This is a genomic window from Methanomicrobium antiquum, assembly GCF_029633915.1.
Lineage (GTDB): Archaea > Halobacteriota > Methanomicrobia > Methanomicrobiales > Methanomicrobiaceae > Methanomicrobium > Methanomicrobium antiquum.
This window is the reverse complement of sequence record NZ_CP091092.1, coordinates 1,950,853-1,965,153: the sequence shown is the minus strand read 5'-3', so window position 1 is coordinate 1,965,153 and position 14,301 is coordinate 1,950,853. Positions and strand designations below refer to the sequence as shown.

General features: G+C 36.2%; 16 protein-coding genes. 14 read left to right on the top strand and 2 right to left on the bottom strand.

Annotated elements, in window-relative coordinates; genetic code table 11:
- The first annotated feature begins 55 nt into the window (after window positions 1-55).
- The 7 genes from L1994_RS09665 (at window position 56) to L1994_RS09635 (ending at window position 5,991) form a co-directional block, all read left to right on the top strand.
- Window positions 56-1,441 carry a M12 family metallo-peptidase gene (locus tag L1994_RS09665; protein WP_278099235.1) on the top strand — a complete coding sequence of 462 codons (1,386 nt, stop codon included), beginning with the start codon at window positions 56-58 and terminating at the stop codon, window positions 1,439-1,441.
- Window positions 1,434-1,928 carry a hypothetical protein gene (locus L1994_RS09660; protein WP_278099234.1) on the top strand — a complete coding sequence of 165 codons (495 nt, stop codon included), beginning with the start codon at window positions 1,434-1,436 and terminating at the stop codon, window positions 1,926-1,928. The genes L1994_RS09665 and L1994_RS09660 overlap by 8 nt, the downstream gene beginning before the upstream one ends.
- 331 nt (window positions 1,929-2,259) lie before the next feature.
- Window positions 2,260-3,645, top strand: a complete 1,386-nt coding sequence (locus L1994_RS09655; protein ID WP_278099233.1) for a M12 family metallo-peptidase — start codon at window positions 2,260-2,262, stop codon at window positions 3,643-3,645.
- A gap of 87 nt (window positions 3,646-3,732) precedes the next feature.
- Window positions 3,733-4,137 carry a hypothetical protein gene (locus L1994_RS09650; RefSeq protein ID WP_278099232.1) on the top strand — a complete coding sequence of 135 codons (405 nt, stop codon included), beginning with the start codon at window positions 3,733-3,735 and terminating at the stop codon, window positions 4,135-4,137.
- A 236-nt stretch (window positions 4,138-4,373) separates the two neighbouring features.
- Window positions 4,374-4,784 (top strand): hypothetical protein, encoded by a 411-nt coding sequence (locus L1994_RS09645; protein ID WP_278099231.1) that lies wholly within the window; start codon window positions 4,374-4,376, stop codon window positions 4,782-4,784.
- A 41-nt stretch (window positions 4,785-4,825) separates the two neighbouring features.
- A complete protein-coding gene (locus L1994_RS09640; protein ID WP_278099230.1) occupies window positions 4,826-5,191 on the top strand; it encodes a hypothetical protein in 366 nt (121 codons plus the stop codon).
- 83 nt (window positions 5,192-5,274) lie between these two features.
- A complete protein-coding gene (locus tag L1994_RS09635) occupies window positions 5,275-5,991 on the top strand; it encodes a hypothetical protein (protein ID WP_278099229.1) in 717 nt (238 codons plus the stop codon).
- Window positions 5,992-6,260: 269 nt separating this feature from the next.
- Here the strand turns inward: L1994_RS09635 and L1994_RS09630 are convergent, their stop codons facing one another.
- Window positions 6,261-7,100, bottom strand: coding sequence for a class I SAM-dependent methyltransferase (locus tag L1994_RS09630; RefSeq protein ID WP_278099228.1), 840 nt, complete (start codon window positions 7,098-7,100; stop codon window positions 6,261-6,263).
- Between the two features lie 163 nt (window positions 7,101-7,263).
- Here L1994_RS09630 and L1994_RS09625 point away from each other — a divergent pair, with 163 nt between their 5' ends.
- The 4 genes from L1994_RS09625 (at window position 7,264) to L1994_RS09610 (ending at window position 11,994) form a co-directional block, all read left to right on the top strand.
- Window positions 7,264-8,463, top strand: coding sequence for a hypothetical protein (locus tag L1994_RS09625; RefSeq protein ID WP_278099227.1), 1,200 nt, complete (start codon window positions 7,264-7,266; stop codon window positions 8,461-8,463).
- A 440-nt stretch (window positions 8,464-8,903) separates the two neighbouring features.
- Complete coding sequence (locus tag L1994_RS09620; protein WP_278099226.1) at window positions 8,904-9,698, top strand: CBS domain-containing protein; 795 nt, start codon at window positions 8,904-8,906, stop codon at window positions 9,696-9,698.
- 161 nt (window positions 9,699-9,859) lie between these two features.
- The gene (locus L1994_RS09615) at window positions 9,860-10,576 is read left to right on the top strand and encodes an ABC transporter ATP-binding protein (protein WP_278099225.1); all 717 of its coding nucleotides are present in this window, start codon (window positions 9,860-9,862) and stop codon (window positions 10,574-10,576) included.
- A gap of 5 nt (window positions 10,577-10,581) precedes the next feature.
- A complete protein-coding gene (locus L1994_RS09610) occupies window positions 10,582-11,994 on the top strand; it encodes a hypothetical protein (RefSeq protein WP_278099224.1) in 1,413 nt (470 codons plus the stop codon).
- Between the two features lie 20 nt (window positions 11,995-12,014).
- Here the strand turns inward: L1994_RS09610 and L1994_RS09605 are convergent, their stop codons facing one another.
- Window positions 12,015-12,305, bottom strand: a complete 291-nt coding sequence (locus L1994_RS09605; RefSeq protein ID WP_278099223.1) for a hypothetical protein — start codon at window positions 12,303-12,305, stop codon at window positions 12,015-12,017.
- On the opposite strand from L1994_RS09605, the gene L1994_RS09600 reads away from it, so the two are divergent.
- The 3 genes from L1994_RS09600 to L1994_RS09590 all read left to right on the top strand — a co-directional run bounded on the left by L1994_RS09600 (window position 12,295) and on the right by L1994_RS09590 (window position 14,165).
- On the top strand, window positions 12,295-12,651 hold the full coding sequence (locus tag L1994_RS09600) for a tetratricopeptide repeat protein (protein ID WP_278099222.1): 357 nt from the start codon (window positions 12,295-12,297) through the stop codon (window positions 12,649-12,651). The two genes, L1994_RS09605 and L1994_RS09600, sit on opposite strands and share 11 nt — an antisense overlap.
- A gap of 129 nt (window positions 12,652-12,780) precedes the next feature.
- The gene (locus L1994_RS09595) at window positions 12,781-13,164 is read left to right on the top strand and encodes a hypothetical protein (RefSeq protein ID WP_278099221.1); all 384 of its coding nucleotides are present in this window, start codon (window positions 12,781-12,783) and stop codon (window positions 13,162-13,164) included.
- A gap of 35 nt (window positions 13,165-13,199) precedes the next feature.
- Window positions 13,200-14,165: a calcium-dependent protein kinase gene (locus L1994_RS09590; RefSeq protein ID WP_278099220.1), complete on the top strand. Its 966-nt coding sequence runs from the start codon at window positions 13,200-13,202 to the stop codon at window positions 14,163-14,165.
- Window positions 14,166-14,301 lie beyond the last annotated feature (136 nt).

The window sequence follows — 14,301 nt, the reverse complement described above, 5'->3', positions numbered from 1 at the left end:
ATTTTACACTGGTAAAAAAACCAGCAGGACATTCAGTTCCGGTCCTTCTGCATTATTGCAGACTAAAGTTTGTATGCCTGCTGTTAAAACGAAAAGAGGTAAAAAAATGAAAATGAAAAAAGGCATGCGGGTTTTGATTTTGAGCCTGCTATTGGTAATGGCACTATTAGGAGCGATGTTTGTTCCGGCGGTTAGTGCTGCGGAAGAGAACGACAAAGAATATTTATCAACTCCTTTGATTATTTTTGAAGGATATACAAAGCAGATAGATGCTAATCAAATAAAATCAGATTTAAAAATTGACAATACTATTGAGAAATATGATCTGGTATCATTTGATATTCCTGAAATTAGAAATGAAATTTTTAAAAAAGGGGAATTACCAGTTTGTATTGAAGGTAAGCAATATTCAATGATATTGAATGAATTACTTGTTAATGATAAAGGAGTGAATCCTGAAACACATTCATACAATGGTTATCTCAAAGGTGTTGATAATAGTAATATTGTTCTTACTATAAGTGAATCTGTATTTCTTGCAAGTATAATTATAAATGGAGAAGAATATTGCATTGATAGTTTATCTGCAAAAGATCCATCCGGAGATAAGTATCACATTGAATATATGGTAAAAGATATCAAAATCGAGGGAAATTACCTTTATGGTATTGAAGATTATCTCGCACATTCCACAATGTCTAATGATGAGTTGAAAATTAGAAGTGAAGAGGCTAAAATTGAGGAAAAAGAAAAGGCTACAAAAAGTATTACTTATGTAAGAATACTTGTTATGACAGATGCCAAATGGATTTATGATGAGCCAGACTGGCAATCTAAAGCTCAGCTTATAATTGCTCAGGCCAATAACCAGTTTGGAAGATCTGATATTCAATTAAATCTAATTGCCACATATGATTCATCTAAAGCAAGTGAACTTGCTGCTGATGCCCAGAATCTTGTACAAAATCCATTAGATACCTTCAGAGGCCATGTGGATGTAAATTATCTGAACTCAAAATCTGCAGATATTGCAGTATATCTTGGTGGCTATGACTGTACAAATCCAGATTGGGGCGTAGGGGCAACCTATGGATATGATGACAGTAATGCTGGAAAGAGGAGATACGCATGGGTACAGATGGCTGATGATCCTTCTCCTTATGATCCAAATATTCATGACAGGACTGTTGCAACTCTGCACGAAATAGGACACCTGTTTGATGCTGATCATCAATACCTAAAGCCAGGTCAAATTCAGGAAAATTATAACAGGGCATACCAGTGGAACTCAGGCTCAACAACACAGTCTGTTGTATGGGCACCAATTTTAAGAAGTACAAGTTATGAATATTCATCAAATGATTACAATGGGGATTATTACCATAACAATGCGCTGAGAATATATAATACCAGAAATGTTGTAAGAGATTATTATGTCTAAAAAAATTATTTCACTTTTTTTTGATATTCTGAAAAAAAATCAACTAATACCTGCTATAATTATGGCAGTTATAATTATTGCAGCTGTTTTTATGTTTATTTCTGATTTAAACGCCAGTAATGAGTCTGAAAGTGAAATTATCAATACATCCAATCCTGAAAAAACGACAGCTGTTATACAAACTACAGAATCTACTCCGGCATTCCATGGTTATCACATGGAGCTGATAAATGTAAGTGAAAGCACTGTATGGATGTATCCGCCAAACAGCACTATTGAGGAGCTTGTCAGCCAGGGATATGAAGAAATTAATGTCACAGATAAAACTTTTGAGGATTATCCTTTTATCAAAGAAATTCTGGAGCCAAAGTATATGACAACAAAATCTCTGACAGGTGATGAAGAAAGAATATTTTTTGAGAATTTTTACGGAGTCACTTTCAGATACAAGGGACATAATTACGTTATTGATGGCTTTAAAAATTAGTTTGGATAAGAATACAGGATTTTCAATTTTTTTCTAATTACAAAAAAGGAAATTATTCATAATCTGATTAAATTAAACGTGACGAATTTTGACACATAAAAAACTTATAACCTCATTACAAAACCATCAGTGTGGACAGCCCTAAAGGTTTGTCCCAAAAAAGAATCAAGTGAAATTTCAGAAAAAAGAAGGGACTGACTTAACCAATCCTTTTCCCTTATTTTCCTGTGATTTATCCACCGATTGATACAACCGGCATTTTATCTTAGAAGCATTCTCGCAGACTAAAGTTTGTATGCCTGCTTTTGTTAAAACGAAAAGAGGTGAAAAAATGAAATTAAACAAAAGTATGCAGGCTTTTTGCCTGCTATTGGTAATGGCACTATTAGGAGCGATGTTTGTTCCGGCGGTTAGTGCTGCGGAAGAGAAAAATTCAGATTTGTTATTACAGAATTCTTCAGAAGCTATTTTTGAGATTATTGGAAATACAACTGATTTAAAAACACAAGTTGATCCTGAAAGTAAGAGTACGGACATTCTCGAAAATAAATATGGAAAATTGAACATTCCTTCTACTGTTCTTAAATACGATATTGTTCAGTTCAGCAAAGCAGATGTTAAAACAGACAAAACCAATTCTTTAAAAGTTTCAATATATGGCAAAGAATATGATCTGATCCTTGAAAAAATGAATTTTGAAGATATTGACGATGGAATTGATTCATATTCAGGATACGTAAAAGGACTGGATGATTCCATAGCATTGTTTACATTTGATGAAAGTATGGACAAATCTCTGATTTATGGATCAATTCAGCTTAAAGATGAAATTATATTCATAGAACCAGTTCAGAACAGGGAATATACAATGAAAACTGTAATGCCTCTTCATATTGTTTATTCCTCAAAAGATATGGAGCAGCCTGATGAATCTTTGATTGATATGAACAAACAAAAGATTATGAATCTTCCCACAAAAGTATCTGGCGATCAGATGATCGCCTCAGACTCAACTAAAAGCTGGAAATCAGTATATGTTCTAGTTGCGACAGATAATGAATTTTATGGTCTTGGATCAAATTGGGTATCTGCTGCACAAAGTTACATGGCTCAGGCAGCATATCAATACCAAAGGTCGGATATAGGTGTGTCCCTGTATATTGCCAAGTATGATTCATCAAAAAAAGACACTCTATCATCAAGTAGCAGAAAATTTACTGACCCCTTAGGATTATTCAAAGACACATTTTCACCAAATTACCTTGATGGTAAGAATGCAGATATTGCGATATACCTTGGAGGAAATGATAGAAGTGGAAATGATGCAGGAGTACAAGGCTCTTCATGGGGATATAGCTGTTATGATAACCCCGAACATCCAGAATGGCATGATTATTGCCGTTATGCATGGTCACAGATGGTAGCCGATTCCAATGCCATCGATATCTTTTATGATGGATCATATCATGCGAGATTGTATTGTATTATCCATGAAATAGGACATATCTTCGACGCTAATCACGAAGGCACAGGTGTTCCTAATCAGGCATATACATGGTTTACTCCTGGTCTCAAGACCACTGTCATGTATAGTATGTATCTGGGAAGTGGCATTACAACCTGGGAATATTCATCACCAAGTTACCATGGCAATTCAGATTGTAATAATGCAGGAGCCATTAACGCAGTCAAGCAAAATATAGCAGGTCTTGTTTAGGACGGAATAAATTTAAATGAAGAATTTGTAATTTGAATTCATATTCACTACAAATTCTTTTCACATCATTAAATGGATTGAAGTAAAATGGAAAAACGAACTAAAATTATTATTGGAATTATCATTATTGCTATAATTGCGGTTTTGATCTACACGAATTCATTACTTGTAATACCTGCCCTGATTTTGGGTTTCATCTTTCCTGATTCATATCAGGTGGACTTAATTGAGATAAACAGCAATCTGGTGGATGTTGAAAACAGGACATTAATTAGTTTATCAGAAGAAAAATTCATCAAATATCCGGAATTGAGAGAGCTTTTTTATAATGTAACTCCAACCGGTGAAGACGAATTCAACGGCGAAAAAACGATATTTGTTAATCAAATAAGTCTAAGTCAGGATAAAGCGGAGGAAATACAAAAAGAATTTGGCCCCGGGACAATATACTGGAAGGGAGGATATTACGGAATATTGATTGCGCAGCCATAAGAGAAATCAGACTCCCTTTCAGATTGCTGCAAGGAAGGAATTTGATGCGAAATAGAGATAATCCCCAAATATAGCGTTATGCAAAGTGGTTATTATGGAACCAATTTTAATCTGTGGGAATATTCATCACCAAATTACCATGGAGATGCCACACATGATAATGCATTGGCTATTAAAGATGCAAAAAGCACGGTTGCGGGCTATAGATATAATTAAATCCATTTTTTTAAAGAACCATGAAAGATGCAATTAAATCAGTAAAAATAGTCGTTTTGTTTATTCTGGCTGTGGTAGTATTGTCGCTGACATCATACTGTGCAGTTTTAGTTTATACGGCGATATTTGAACCGGATTTAAGCTATTTTGCCAGTGCGTTTCCAGTTGAGAAAGCAGATTTAGACACAAAAGCAGTAATTTTATATTTAACTGAATCAGATTTTGAGCAATACCCTGTTCTAAATCAACTTGTAAACACTCCCCAGGGAGGCTCAGTTGAATTTAAAAAATTTGAATATGAGCAGATAGAGGATTTCAGAAATCTATATGGCCCCGTTATAAAAATTAACAGCACTGGAGAAAACATTTTTATTGGCAGATATGTTTTCTGGAACGGCACCTATTACCAGATTCCTATAGGCCAGTCATAGTTTAAAGATAAAAAATAGATTTAATTATGATATCAGAAGGAATGAAAGATTTCTTAATCTATCTTATTCAGATTCTGCCGGTTGTAATCATGCCAATTATAATATTCATATTGGCATTTTTCCCTTTGATTGCAGTTTTTTATGGCTGGTATACGAAAAAAAAGTTAAATGCAATTCTTCTGGGAGCATTACCTCTTCCAGTGCTTATGATTGTCAGTATTCTTCTGAAAGGTTTGAGTCCTTTGGAGGAAGACTGGATTTTAGGAGTTGTTCTCTATTTCCTGAGCCTTATTGGAGTAGGTGGTCTTTGCGGCTATTTTGCTTCTTTTGAAACAAAAAAATATCTGGCTGCTGCATTTGGTTTTTCTTTTCTCTGGATGATAATTTGTTTATCCATTACTATGTAGTGATAAAATGAATGAAATGTGAGATTATTATTACAAATTAAAGTTTGAATGCTGGTTGTTAAAAACGAAAAGAGGTGAAAATAATGAAAATCAAAAAAGGCATACGGGTTTTTTGCCTGCTTATGTTGTTGATTATTGCATGTGTGTTATTTGCATCAATAGTTAACGAATATAATTATCAGTCAAAGGTTTATAGTCAATCAGTCAGAGAAATCGCTGCTGAACCGGAAGATCAAATTCCTCCTGAATTAAGAGACAGAGCAATAATATTTAACGAAAATTCCTTTGGAATTACCGGTCCGTTAGTAGAAGACGAATTAAAACTTCTTGAAGAATACACAAAAAAAGCAGACGAAAAGAGAGGTTTATTTTATCCTGAAGCAACCGGAGAAATTACTACTTACTGCTCAGAAAGAGGTAATTTGACAGTAAAAACATATATTCACGGAGAAAAACCGATTCTATATCCATTAGAAATCAGATCAAATGGATATACTACAGTAACATTTGAGCCGGCACCGGGTTATACATTCCAGAATCTACAGGTTGGAACAGGCGTTAATGCAGGAGGAATAGGGATTTCAGTATCAATACCCTCAGGAACCAATGTCAGGTCTACATCCACAGGATTCTTACAGTCAATAATGCTTCCGGAAAATGTCTGCTATGCAAAACTTGGATATGAAGGGTTTAGTGTTATAGGTCTCACTGGAAGACCAGTTATTGATCAGACAGGTAGTGGTTCAATCAGGATTGGAGACAACGATTTCCTGACAATGAAAAAAGTTACAATCTGGTGACATGAAAAAAAGAAATATCTTGAAAAAATAGTGTATAAACTAAAAATGAAGGGACTGAAATTACCAATCCTGTTCCCTTCAAATCCCCTGATTCTTTGCAGGCTATGAAAAAAGGTGAAAATGGGGAGGATTATATTTTGTTATCAGAATGCCAAACAAATCCAGATTAGAATTTTTGATTTTTCCGGGTGCTTGTAGAAATTAGTAATTTATAATCTAAAAATAGGAAAAAAAAGAAAGGAATTAGTTAATAAAACTCACTAATTTCCTCACTTAATTCCTACATAAAACGTAACTGCCTCACTGCAATAGAAATCCTCCTGGTTCAGGATATTTTTATGAGATGCTATACCTTTAAATCCGGCTCTTTCTAATACCGGCTTTAAATCTGAATAATCATAATAATGCGTCCAAAACCTGTATGTCCTGTAATCTTCCGGCTCTGAATAGATAATATGCTGGTTTAAAAAGACCTTATTTTCAGGGAAATAAAATGATTCAGACATTGCCAGATATGGCTCGTTTTTCCAAAAGCCTGCATCTGTCACCTCCCAGCTTTTTTCACCGTCTTTCATGATTTCAGCTGTCTTTTCATTCATTGTATCAAATATGAAAATTCCGCCGGGCTTTAATGCCTTAAAGACAATATCCAGAAGTTTGTCTCTTTCATCCGGAATCAAAACGTCAATGTCGCAGAATATCATCATAATCAGGTCAAATTTTTCATCAAAACTAATATCAAGGTAATTTTTGTTTATGTAGGTGATATCAAGACCTTTATCAGAAGCTTTTTCTTTTGCATACTCAATTGAACGCTTTGAGATGTCAACGCCTGTTACACTATGACCTTTCTCTGCAAAAATTTCACAGTAAAGCCCTGGACCGCAGCCCAGATCAAGAATGTCCGCATTGTCTCTTCCAAGTTTTTCAAGAATCCAGCTGACTGTTTTTTCAATTGAAGGTTGCTTTCGGCTTGCAAGATCAGTGTCCTGATTTAAGTGTGTCTCAAGAAGGATTTTTGAGATATGCTCATCATCCCACATGAAAGCATTTCCTTTTTCATATAGTATTGGTTTTTTTGATATTTCAGAGAGTTTTTTTATATTCATGGTCACGACTCCATGTTTAATCTTTATTTTCTCCTTTGTGCAATTTAAATATGCATCATCAGGGCCTTGTCATTTTATACGGAATTGAAAAGAAAAATATAATCATTTTGTGCCTTATACAAACAGAAAGTTATTATTCTGTTCTTCCCTGATTAATTAGACAATGAAAGAGATTCTTGGAAAATGCAGATTCAATGTATTAATTTCTGTATTTTTGGTATTAGTCCTTCTGGCAGTGCCTGTATCAGCAGGTGCAGTCTGGGATACAAAAGAAATACCTTATGAAAATGCAAGTGTTGTCGGCGGGGAGATTTCGGGTGATTATATTGTATTTCTGGCAGCTAAGGGCATGAACCTCACTGATAACAGGATTGTTCTCTATAATGTAGAAACCGGTAAGAAAAGCATAATTGGGACTCCGTCTTCTGGAATGTCTGTTACAGGCGAAGACGTATCAGGAGACTATGCTGTATGGGTTGAGACGCCTCTTCCTGATTTTGAAGAGGTGGAAACAGAGACCAAGCCCAATGTGATTTATCTTATGAATATTCCGGAAAATTCCGTTAAGGCGCTTTCCTTTCCGGGGACTGCCGAATGGCCCAAGATAAGCGGTGAAACGATATTATGGTCTAACTCATCTGAAACCTCAATGGATGCAGAACTTAACATATATGATATCAAAACCGGTGAATCAAAGAAGGTCTTTTCAACAAATGGAGATGATTCCGGAATCATATATGACGGGGAAAATATTCTCTATGACAATATGACATCCCTTCGCATTCACAATGTAAAATCCGGTCTTGATACTGCTATTTTTGATTATGAGCATGGAAACGAATCCGCCTCAGGTGTAGATTCATTTGCTATGGCGGGCGATTACGTGGTATATGTCAAGAGAACAGTGGTTTTTGAAGGCGATGACAGGGGTACTTATTATGAGGCGTATCTATATACAATATCAACAGGCAAATCACAGCTTTTAAATCCGGAAACAGGCGCTTTCGCGGATTCACTTACTAAGCAGGAGAAGGAGTCATCAATCAACTCGCCGTTTACAGACGGCAAAACTGTCGGCTGGGGATATTTAAAGAAAGATTACAATTCAGAGATAATAATGCTTTATCCAGAAACTCAAAAAACCTCTAAAATCGATGTTTCAGGATCGGTCAGCAATATCCGCATTGACGGAAATCAGATGATATGGACGGTGTCCCATTTTCCGTCTTTTGACGAGACTCTTTATTATTCAAAAGAGTCTGCAAAAACCGAAGAGACACCTGCATCCCCTGGTTTTAGTGCTATTGTGGCTTTTACCGGATTGACAGTCTCTCTGTTTGTAATAAGAAAAATCAGAAAATAAATATATTTTTTTAACGATTCTACGCCTGAAAAATCTCAATCTGGAGATATTGAATTCAGATATTCTGTTAAAAAACTCCTGGTTAAATTTCTGCCTGTCGCCGTGGATGTTTTAAAAAATCCATATTTTTTAAATTTACCGGAATTATATGGAAGGATAAGATACATCTACAGGTTTTGATACGGCCCGGAGAGGATGACGGGTTTATCCTCGTTTTGTTTCATGAAAACTGACAAGTCTTCATGATATATAATTCCTGGAATAATGAGAGTAACAGGAAAGGGAATTTAAAATTTTGACACTAAAAATATATATATACTTTGAATTATATTATCCAGTTATGTTTCAATTCTAAGAAACAAAAATTAATCTGATTAATAAGCAGTAAAATCATTTTTTCTGTCAAGGCGGATTAATTTCAAAAGGGGGGTTATATTTTAATGGCTGAAGAAAAAAAGTCAAATTTCATTCAACAGATTTCCAGTGAGCGGGAATACTGGATAATTATAGTGCTTTTGTTTTTGCTGACATTTTTGATTGTTGCCGGCATGATTTTGCCCCGCATTTTCATCGCCGGTGCTGATGCAACAACCGATTCAATCCTTAAGTTTACTGAAACTTATATTGCGGCAATAACTACTGTTTTTGGTGTCTGGATAGGAGCAGGAACGGCGTATTTCTTTGGAAAGGAAAGCATGAAGATTGCAAAAGAAGGTATGCTTGAGATGAAGGTGATGTCTCCCAAAGAGAAACTGCTGAACGCAAAAATCCGTGATTTAAACCCTGATAAAATTGAGAAGGTTTGGTGCCTTAATGATTCTGTTGATAAGATTTACACTCAGATGAACGAATTTAAGGACTGGTGGTTTTTTGTCATAGTCACAAAAGAAGGAAAGCTCATTGATGTTTATGAGGAAGAGGCATTCTGGAGATACAGAATTGAAAGGACTGAAAAGAAAAGTGAAGGCGTCTCAGAATCTAAAAAAGAACCTGAAGATGAAGAAAAAGAAACTGTTGCCAATGTAAAAAAGTATCTTGAAGAGGATAAAAACGCGGCTGTTAAGAAGAAGACAACCGGCATATACAGGAAGGTAAGGCCGGACAATTCACTTGCATATGTATATGAGCTGATGAACTCGGAAAATCTGAGGCTTGCAGTAGTTGTCGATGACGACAACATCCCAACACATTACATAACGGGGTCTAAAATAAGGCAGTGGATGCTTAAGGATTAGTTTTTTTCCTATTTAATTCTCAATTTTTTCCGGCTGAAACCTTTAAAGAATGAATTTATCGTTTTGAGGCGGGTAATCTTAAAATCCTGAAACTCAAAATAAAGCAACAATAAACAGATATTTATCTTAATTTATCTAATTAAGCAAAAGGAAGGAGAGAAGTGACGCCGGTTATAAAAACAACAGAACTGACAAAGACTTACGGGGAGTTAAGAGCCGTTGATTCTATAAGCCTTTGTGTTGAGAAGGGAAGTCTTTTCGGGCTTTTAGGGCCAAACGGCTCAGGAAAAACAACAATGATTAAGATGCTCACCGGTCAGATAAAACCTGCATCCGGAAGCTGTGAAGTGCTTGGAAAAGACCCCGTAACGGACGGAATTAGTGTCAGAGCCGCAGTCGGCATCATCCCCGAGCAGGAGACTCCGCCGAGCTTTTTAACATCCTCTGAATATCTGGCCTTCGTTGCAAAAATCAGAAACATTGATGGAGCTGAAGAAAAGGCAGACTGGTGGTTTGACTATCTTGATTTCGCTGATAAAAAAGATGTCTTATGCAAGGATTTATCCCGTGGTACAAGGCAGAAGCTTATGTTTGCTCAGGCTTTTTTACATGAACCAAAGCTTGCACTGATTGATGAGCCTCTTATAAATCTTGATCCTGTGATGCAGAGGACGGTCAAGAATTTCCTTAAAGATTATGTGAAAGACGGAAATACGATTTTTCTATCGACGCACATCCTTGAAATCGCTGAGGATATCTGCTCGGATTTTGCGATTCTTCATAAGGGAAAACTCCTTTACACCGGTACAGTCAGCGCTCTTAAAGAGAAGGGCACACACCTTGATGATTTCTTTATGGAGCTTGTCGAACGGAGCTGATTAAATTGCTTACCATTTTTAAGGCAATGTTTAAGGAAGAGTGGCGGATGCACTCAACAATGTTTGGAAATTTAAATTTCGCCCTGTTTCCTGTGCTGATTTTTGCAATCGCATTTATGGGTGCGTTTCTTCTTCCCCTGATAAGCAATATGATGGACACTTTTATCTTAAGCATTGTTGTCCACGCCCAGTTTTTCCTTATGGGAATAATGGTCGGCTCGTTTGGAATCCTTGGAAAAGAAATTATGAACAGGAGATTCGGGCAGTCAAGCCTGATTGCATATTCGGCAAGAAGCCTTCCGGTCTCTGAGAAAATTCTGTTTTTAAACTTTGTTGTAAAGGATATTTTATATTATTTCATCCTCTGGGTTCTTCCTTTCTGTATGGGATTTTTAATTGCATCGCCGTTTATGAACATCAGCCTGTTCTGGCCGTGTCTGTTATTCCTTACAATTTCGCTTGCGTTCCTGACAGGGCTTTGCACTGTGTTTCTCTTATCATCCGTATATGCGGCATGCAAAAGAGCGCTTTATCTGGTTCTCATCTTTTTACTGGCAGGTTTTGCTATTGTAAGCATCATGTTTGGTCCGGTGTCTGCTCTTTCATATATTTTTCTGCCGGCAAACCTTTTCGTTTCGTTTTCATATTCAGGGCTTTTAATCTCTTTGCTGTTAATTTTTGTTCTGTTCTTCCTGTCGGTTGTTTTCTACTCGCCTTATGATTCTGCATCAGAAAAGCGATATAAAAATCAGCTGAGTTCTATTACGGAGAAGATTTCGTTTTTTTCCGGCAGCACTCTTGTTGCAAAGGATTTCATTGATTTATACAGGAGCGGAATCGGAATCGGACAGACATTGTTTTCATTTGTGCTTCCCTTATGCCTGATATGGCTTGTGATGTCGTTTGTAAATCAGTATCTTCCGCAGACCGGGATTTTGTTCACACTTGCTGTTGTAACAGGCGTTATTGCATCAACGATGTACACATGGCTTACGGAGTTTGACTCAATTTCTGCCTACTACTTCCTTCCATTGAAGCTATCATCGGTAATTTCGGCAAAGGTAAAGACTTTCACTGTTTTACAGGTTGTTCCCCTGATTTTCCTGGCATTTGTCGCTGTATTGTCAGACAGTGTGGGGAGTTTTCCAAACGCCGCTGTGCTGTGCCTTTCAATATCTTTCTTTGAGCTTTCTCTGATGGTGAGGCTCTGCGGTCTTTCACCAGGGGCTATGATTTATAATGTGAGGGTTTTCCTGGTGTACATCCTTGTAACCGGCCCAGTTATCCTTATTCTCCTTGGGCTTACGTTCGCAAATCCTGTTTTTGCATATCTTTCAGCTCTTATGCTGATTCCGGCATGGCTTTTAATGAAAAGCGGGTTTAAAAAGTGGGACAGTGAGGATTTTACGGGGCTTTAGGTTATCTTAGTTATGTGGTTTTACCAAAGATCTGGGTTTACCAAAGCGCAGGTCAGATAATTCCTGTAAATATCTCTTTTTAGTTTTTTTACTGTAGTTATTCGGATTATTTTCTCTTTAGATAAATCAGATTTTACAAAATCGCGGATTATTCTGTTTTTTCCTGACAACAGTTCAAGTACATGGTGAGAGACGTTATAAAGACCTGGATTCAACTTTTCATGAGTATTGATGAAAAAAAGATGCATCATATATATCCTGATATTGTTAGTGGTCTTTTCAACAGGATGCACTAATAGTATGCCTCCCATGGATGGAAGGATATACATATCAGATGAGAATGTGACCCATCAGAAGTGGATGACGCAATACGAAGAAAACCCGAAAAAATATCTAAATGATCCGGAAAACCCGCTGGAATGGACACTGAAAGGGTTGCAGTGTGCTGCAAATAATGGGCATGACGAGGCGCTTTTGTATTTTGATACCGCAATCGAAGGTGACGCTCAATTTGCTCCTGCATATTATTCTAAGGCTGTTTCTTTATTCAATCTGAAACAATACGACGAAGCAGAAGAATGCCTCCAAAAAGCAATAGAAATTAATTCCCAGTATGAAGCACTTGCCGAAAAACTCAGAGGAAACTATTTGGAATAATGGAATGGGGAGTATTTATCAAATATTTGGAGGAGGGAATGAAACAGTTTTGTTAATTTTAACTGTTGTAATATTTTTGGTTTGCAATGATGGATGTAAAAATCAATTGAAGATACGGAATATGGTGAGATGCTAGTTTTAAGAACTACCAAATCTGAGCTTTCAGATTTGAATATTTTATTGGCAGAACTTGACAGGGAATTTATACCAAGACTCCTGATGCCTGTCATTAATATTCCCGGAGATCTTACTTTGGAAGAATTCACAAAAAAAGAGTCTGGAAAATATGAAAGCTGTGTGTATATCAACGGCAGTTTTTCTTCATATGATGAGCCGATAGATTTCAATCTCCAGTATGTCGGCGGAGGAAATAAAAAATTTATGTTCGTCGAGCCGATATGGAAGTCATCAGTCCACAAATCCGTATCTTTTAAAAATGCATCCGTATCTTTTGAAAATATGGGATATTCCAATATGAGTGTTAATTATCATATATCAGACAGCTGGCACTGAAATGAGAAATTGTAATGATCAAATGAATATAGAAAATGAGAAAAAAATTAATTGTTGGAACATTTCTTGCAATTACCTTATTAGGATGTTTTGCAATATCAATGGAAATAATTGCAAACATGTCTGAACAGGCTGAAATAATTGCTTATAGTTCTGAAAATTCACCAAACACAAGGAGCAGCTCTACTCCTGAATTTATACTAAAAACAGGTTATCCAAAAAATAAAACAGAAATTTTGTCATATAACGTAAAAAACAAAAAAATGAGTTCAGAAGAGATAGCCGATATTGCCGGGTTGTTTGGTCTGAATGGAGAGTTGGAATACTGCAATGAAAAAACAGGTGAAATGCGAATTATTGATAATTCTTATGACCCTCAAAGGCAGTTTTCATATCATTCAAAATCAGGTGCAATAGTCTATTCAATTCCTGATAAACAATTTCCAAACAGTGTTGAAGAACAGCCGGTTCTTCCTTTAAAAGAAGAAGCAATAAAAATTGCGAATGAATTCCTTTTAAAGACAGGGGCTTATCAAAAAGATGCCTTTGTTAAAAATGTAGAAGTAAATCAGAAGCAGCAGGTCTGGAAAAGCGGAGCAGTTGAGCCGGAAAAATCCTATGATGTAACAAATGCTGTTCGTTATGCCAGAAATTTTGACGGAATCCCGGTTTATGGTGATGAATTTTCTGTAATTGTTGGTGACAGCGGAGAAGTTTTAGGGATGGTAAAATCCTGGAGAGAGGTTGAACCGGCAGGAAATGTTGAGTTAAGAAAAGCTCAGGATGCATATGAAGATTTGTGCAGACAAAATACTGTATATCCGGTAAACCTTGCCGAATATGACAAAATTACTATTAATAACATTTCTCTTGGTTACTGGATGGAACCAGGAACCTATGAACAAAAAAAGGTAGTTCCCGTATATGTTTTTAGCGGAACTAAAGCAAGAGGTGAATTAACAGACTCATTTACTGAATATGTTTATGCTATAAAATCCTGAAAATTTTAGAATGCCACCTTAAAGGCGGAGTGTCTTCTTTTAATTCCTGAATATATTTTCATTAAATAAGAGAATCCGTCTGATATTCAAATATAAATGTGTGAAAATTATTATATGATTTAGATTCAAATCATTT

Excerpts from the sequence above, each read along its gene's own strand:
- L1994_RS09620 (WP_278099226.1), top strand. The coding sequence starts at position 8,904 with ATGGCTGAAGAAAAAAAGTCAAATTTCATTCAACAGATTTCCAGTGAG.
- L1994_RS09655 (WP_278099233.1), top strand. The coding sequence starts at position 2,260 with ATGAAATTAAACAAAAGTATGCAGGCTTTTTGCCTGCTATTGGTAATG.
- L1994_RS09660 (WP_278099234.1), top strand. The coding sequence starts at position 1,434 with ATGTCTAAAAAAATTATTTCACTTTTTTTTGATATTCTGAAAAAAAAT.
- L1994_RS09635 (WP_278099229.1), top strand. The coding sequence starts at position 5,275 with ATGAAAATCAAAAAAGGCATACGGGTTTTTTGCCTGCTTATGTTGTTG.
- L1994_RS09595 (WP_278099221.1), top strand. The coding sequence starts at position 12,781 with ATGCTAGTTTTAAGAACTACCAAATCTGAGCTTTCAGATTTGAATATT.
- L1994_RS09645 (WP_278099231.1), top strand. The coding sequence starts at position 4,374 with ATGAAAGATGCAATTAAATCAGTAAAAATAGTCGTTTTGTTTATTCTG.
- L1994_RS09640 (WP_278099230.1), top strand. The coding sequence starts at position 4,826 with ATGAAAGATTTCTTAATCTATCTTATTCAGATTCTGCCGGTTGTAATC.
- L1994_RS09630 (WP_278099228.1), bottom strand. The coding sequence starts at position 7,100 with ATGAATATAAAAAAACTCTCTGAAATATCAAAAAAACCAATACTATAT.
- L1994_RS09650 (WP_278099232.1), top strand. The coding sequence starts at position 3,733 with ATGGAAAAACGAACTAAAATTATTATTGGAATTATCATTATTGCTATA.
- L1994_RS09600 (WP_278099222.1), top strand. The coding sequence starts at position 12,295 with ATGCCTCCCATGGATGGAAGGATATACATATCAGATGAGAATGTGACC.
- L1994_RS09625 (WP_278099227.1), top strand. The coding sequence starts at position 7,264 with ATGAAAGAGATTCTTGGAAAATGCAGATTCAATGTATTAATTTCTGTA.
- L1994_RS09605 (WP_278099223.1), bottom strand. The coding sequence starts at position 12,305 with ATGGGAGGCATACTATTAGTGCATCCTGTTGAAAAGACCACTAACAAT.
- L1994_RS09590 (WP_278099220.1), top strand. The coding sequence starts at position 13,200 with ATGAGAAAAAAATTAATTGTTGGAACATTTCTTGCAATTACCTTATTA.